Source organism: Bacillus sp. JJ1503 (assembly GCF_036965125.1).
In the GTDB taxonomy this organism is placed as follows: Bacteria; Bacillota; Bacilli; order Bacillales; family Cytobacillaceae; genus Cytobacillus.
Genome location: NZ_JBALOZ010000312.1, coordinates 10,667 through 15,362, shown reverse-complemented (window position 1 = coordinate 15,362; position 4,696 = coordinate 10,667). Strand labels below are relative to the sequence as shown.

The 4,696-nt window shown below is 36.4% G+C and carries 2 protein-coding genes and 2 pseudogenes; 3 read left to right on the top strand and 1 reads right to left on the bottom strand.

Features of this window, described 5'->3' with window-relative positions:
* Nucleotides 1–199, top strand: a pseudogene (locus V7149_RS21135) (hypothetical protein); the annotation flags it as partial.
* Between the two features lie 114 nt (nt 200–313).
* Here the strand turns inward: V7149_RS21135 and rpsD are convergent.
* A pseudogene (gene rpsD, locus V7149_RS21130) lies at nt 314–891 on the bottom strand (30S ribosomal protein S4).
* 547 nt (nt 892–1,438) lie between these two features.
* Here rpsD and V7149_RS21125 point away from each other — a divergent pair.
* Nucleotides 1,439–3,328, top strand: a complete 1,890-nt coding sequence (locus V7149_RS21125; RefSeq protein ID WP_335347565.1) for a sensor domain-containing diguanylate cyclase — start codon at nt 1,439–1,441, stop codon at nt 3,326–3,328.
* A gap of 123 nt (nt 3,329–3,451) precedes the next feature.
* The gene (megL, locus tag V7149_RS21120) at nt 3,452–4,642 is read left to right on the top strand and encodes a methionine gamma-lyase (RefSeq protein WP_335347564.1); all 1,191 of its coding nucleotides are present in this window, start codon (nt 3,452–3,454) and stop codon (nt 4,640–4,642) included.
* Nucleotides 4,643–4,696 lie beyond the last annotated feature (54 nt).

Sequence of the window (4,696 nt, the reverse complement as noted above, 5' to 3'; positions counted from 1 at the left end):
CCATATTCTTCTACAAACTAATGAGAAGATAGATTTTCCATTATATATAACAAAGCGGAAAGGTATTATTCAAAACTTGGCAGAGGACAGAGGGCATTCTGGAAGGAATATTGTTTTTTATGATTTAGATGGTAATAAATTTGATGTATGGGGTGAACTTAGTCCAATCTTCAAAGAAAAATATCTTATTTCCAGATAGCATGCTAAAGGAGGCGATGATTCTACAAAACAGAAAACAAATAAAAAACCCTAGAACCATTGATATAACAAGGTTTCTAGGGTTTTTCCTTACGCTATTTACAAAGCGTATTAATTAACGAGAGTAGAACTCAACGATTAGAGATTCGTTAATTTCAGCTGGAAGTTCAGAACGCTCTGGTAAGCGAGTGAAAGTTCCTTCTAATTTGTCAGCATCGAATGTAACAAAATCAGGAACGAAATTGTTAACTTCGATTGCCTCTTTAATAATGTCAAGGTTGCGAGATTTTTNNCAACACGGTAAGATGGGATATCTACACGCTTGCCATCAACTAAGAAATGACCATGGTTAACAAGTTGGCGCGCTTGGCGACGAGTGCGTGCTAAGCCTAAACGATAAACAACGTTATCAAGACGTGATTCTAAAAGAACCATGAAGTTTTCACCGTGTTTACCAGCCATTTTGCCAGCTCTATCAAATAGGTTACGGAATTGACGCTCATTTACACCATACATATGACGAAGCTTTTGCTTCTCTTGTAATTGTAATCCGTATTCAGATAATTTTTTGCGTTGGTTTGGACCATGTTGTCCAGGAGCGTAAGGACGCTTTTCTAATTCTTTACCTGTACCGCTTAGAGAGATTCCAAGACGACGAGATAATTTCCAGCTTGGACCAGTATAACGAGCCATTTAAGACTCCTCCTTTAATGTTTTTATTTTGGTAAAATAAAAACAGATGTGCTATAAGTTATGGTCATTTTGTTTTCATGTACCTTCGCCCTAGCAGCTAAGGGTTACGCAGTACCCCTTCTTCAGAAAAGCTTCGAAAAGCTAATTGAGGAACAAAATGAATTCATAAAACAGTACACATAGGCTGCAATATTTTACACAAAGAGTATTATATAATTTTTGATTAAGAAAAGTCAAGGAGTATTACGGAAGATGGTGAAGAAAGCGGCTTAATTTTTTCCTGCTCCCATCATTTATATATGATATAATAAAGTAAGTAAGATTAAAACCATCTAAGAGTGATACTAGTGAATGAATTAAAAAAGAGTAGTTTATCCGATTTATGTTAATCGGTTTTTTTAAATTGGTTACAGTTTAGTTTTAACAAATCGGGTATAAGTATTGGGACAGTTGAAATGAAATAGTCAAAAAGAAATAAGAACTTTTGTCTATTTACATATATAATGGATTTATATGGGAAACGGGAATGAAAATAGGTGATGATTAGATGGTTAATAATGAGCATGAATTAATATTGAAATTGAAAAGTAATTTTTTTGATATCATAGATACAGAAAATGGCTTTTTGGTATATGATGATGTATTGAAAAATATGCTCTCAGCCATCAAAACCTTATTAAATGCCAAGGAAGCTACTTTTTTTAGTTTTAATAATTGTAAAGAGAAATTACTGATTGAGACCTCTACACTTAACAGCATAGAACAAGTTACATGCCCAAATATTTCTAAGGAAGAATTGATAAATGAGGTTGGTCAATTACAGTCCTTTTATCGTGAATTGCCGGGATTTGAAGAATATGATTTAATGCTAGTTTTGGAGAAAAAGAATTCCTTTCTTGGAATTATGGCTTTGAAAGAGCAAGAAGCTGGTATGAACTCTCTTTCTGATAATGTTCTCGAGGGAATAAGTCATCATACTTTAAAATTTCTTGAAAATGTTCAATCACTTAATAATAAAGTATCAGAGGATAGAAGGTATAAACAGCTATTCCGTGTGACAGAAAAATTTCATTCTACGATGAATATGGATGATGTCCTCGGCGAAATTATTTCTACACTTAAAGAGGTCTATCCAACATTCACTTACTACCTCCTGCTTTCACATGATAATCATATGCTTGAAGATCTGCCTATAAAGGATTTAGACTTCAATAGCGAAAATATTGCGGCTATGCAGGCATATGTAACAGGCAATATTCAATTTGAAGATTCCGTTCAAATGAAACGATCAGTTCTATATGCACCTTTGAAAGGAAAACAGGGCGTTTATGGGGTTTTGCAAGTAATTGCTTCCAATACCATTGTTTTTCCAGATAGTGAAGTTGAGTTTATCACTCTTTTAGCAAATACAGCGGGCAGTGCATTAGAAAATGCTCAGCTTTACCAGCAATCGAAGCGCCTTATTACAGACCTAAAATTAATCAATGAAACTTCTCATCGCTTGAACTCAAATTTAAGATTAACAGAATCAATGGCGTTTATGACTGAGCAAATTTCGGACTCTTTTGGAGCAGAAGAAGTTGGTTTCATCTTATACGGTAAAGGTGGAAAACAAATTGAGGTATTAAAGGGAAGTACAGCTTTCTTTCACACAAGTGACGCAGAAAGCTATATCCAATATATAAAGGGCAGAATTGATAAAGAGGTGGAGTCCCTTTTTATTGGTGATTTTCAATTGTCATTTGAATCAGGTGTGAAGCATTTTAAATCGATAATGGCAGTTCCTATGACCCAGTCTGGAGTCCTAAAAGGGTTTGTACTTGTTATGAGTGAGCCGCCTTATCGCTTCTCTTTTGAAACCTTTAAGCTTCTGCAATCTTTGATCCACCACTCCACTCTGGCTATTACAAACTCAATGCTTAGAGAGGAACTTGAAAAGATGGTTGTAACAGACCATTTAACTAAGCTATATTCGCGAAATTATCTCGATGATAAAATTTATCAATCGATGAACGAAGATCATGAAGGAACGTTTATAATGATTGATATTGATAATTTTAAAACCATCAATGATACGTATGGTCATCAAGTTGGGGATGAGGTTATCATTCAGGTGGCAGGGCTGATAAACGCCAATATTAGGGGAACAGATATTGGTGCAAGATGGGGCGGGGAAGAACTTGCCATTTACTTGCCAGGAGTTTCTTTAATCGCTGGTGTGGTGATAGCTGAAAGGCTTGTTGCGAGAGTGTGTGAATGTTCCAACCCTCAAGTGACCATTTCATGTGGAGTTTCACATTGGACCAGAGGACAAGGGGATACGTACGCCTCATTATTTAAACGTGCTGATAAAGCATTATATGTTGCTAAGCAAACTGGAAAAAATAAAGTCATTGTTCAAGAAAGTGATATTGTCATTGAAAAGACTTCGCCATAATTCTGTGGCGAGGTCTTTTTTTCCTCATTAAATAAGCATTCAAAACTTTCATATTATGCATACCCTGTAAAGAGATCTTTTTTTATTTTATGATGAGAGCGTTTACTGAAGAGGGGAGATTTTATGAAAGAGAAAAAAGATTTGAGTTTCGAAACGAAGGTCATCCATGAAGGATATGAAGCAGAAAAATATTGCGGCAGTCTGGCACCGCCTATTTTTCAAACATCAACATTTGCATTTGAAACAGCCCAGCAAGGGGAAAGGCGCTTTGCTGGAAAAGAAGAAGGCTTTGTTTATTCTAGACTTGGGAACCCGACAGTAAAAGTGCTTGAGGAAAGAGTAGCGACATTAGAAAATGGTGAAGCTTGCCTAGCATTTGGGTCGGGAATGGCTGCTGTGTCTGCTGTTCTGTTTGCACTGACCAAAACAGGTGATCATATTTTATGCTCTCAAGGCGTGTATGGCTGCACATTTGGCTTACTTCAGATGATGAATGATAAATATAATATCAGTCATGACTTTTCTGCGATGGAAACAAGGGAGCAGCTGCTTGAAGCCATCCGTCCAGAAACAGTTTGTATCTATGTAGAAACACCTATTAATCCAACTATGAAGCTTGTAGATTTACAAATGGTAGCTGAGATTGGAAAAGAAAAGGGAATTCTAGTTGTAGTAGATAATACTTTCAGTTCCCCTTATTTACAAAATCCAATCAATCTTGGCTGTGATGTTGTTATCCATAGTGCGACTAAATATATTTGTGGTCATGGAGATGTGATTGCAGGTCTTGTAATTGGGCCTAAGGAGTTTATTGAGGAAGTGGCCATGACAACGCAAAAGGATATAGGCGGAATTATCTCTCCTTTTGATGCTTGGCTGCTGCTAAGGGGTTTAAAGTCTTTGGCAGTAAGGATGGATCGCCATTGTGATAACACAGAGAAATTGGCAGATTACCTGCTTTCACATCCAAAGGTAAACAAAGTGTATTATCCTGGACATAAACATAATTCAGAATTTGAAATTGCCCAGAAGCAGATGAGAAGATCAGGTGGAATGATTTCCTTTACTTTGAAAGGGGAAAAGGAAACAGCTCAAAATTTTATGAATGCATTAAAACTTATTAAAATTGCTGTAAGTCTAGGAGATGCAGAAACATTAATTCAGCATCCAGCGACAATGACCCATGCGGCTGTACCGAAGGACTCCAGAGAAAAAATGGGGATTGATGATGCGCTTTTAAGACTGTCTGTTGGACTTGAATCTTGGCTCGACATTCGTGACGATATTGAACAGGCATTGGAAAAAGTAGAATAAGAGCAAAACGCGATGAGATTTTTCATCGCGTTTCTTGTCAATTTATAAAAAGGA